The sequence below is a fragment of the Pseudoalteromonas sp. S3178 genome (assembly GCF_005886985.1).
In the GTDB taxonomy this organism is placed as follows: Bacteria; Pseudomonadota; Gammaproteobacteria; order Enterobacterales; family Alteromonadaceae; genus Pseudoalteromonas; species Pseudoalteromonas carrageenovora.
This window is the reverse complement of the sequence record NZ_PNCW01000630.1, coordinates 1-283: the sequence shown is the minus strand read 5'-3', so window position 1 is coordinate 283 and position 283 is coordinate 1. Positions and strand designations below refer to the sequence as shown.

1 protein-coding gene is annotated in these 283 nt (G+C 37.8%); it reads right to left on the bottom strand.

Annotated features, from left to right (window positions below):
- Positions 1 to 283: hypothetical protein (locus CWC11_RS22960; protein WP_171038540.1), on the bottom strand; the 283-nt coding region annotated here is incomplete at both ends.

The window sequence follows — 283 nt, the reverse complement described above, 5'->3', positions numbered from 1 at the left end:
GTTTTTGCATAGTGTTTTTCTAGCTCAGTTAGTTGTTTTTGCCACAGGTATGCATCAGCATAATTATGTTCTTTTTCGTATAAGTCCGACAATATTTGTGCAGCTGCTATTTGGGTTAGTCTAAAGTCATGTATTTTAGCTTGTTCAAGCGTTTCAGTTGCCAGTCGTTTGGCTTGTTGAGAATGTCCAAGTAGGAAGTGTATTCGGCTAAGGTGTAATAAGCTATTATTCTTTGGGTGGAAGTCACCTTTTGCTTTACTTACAGCATTGACGACTTGTTCTT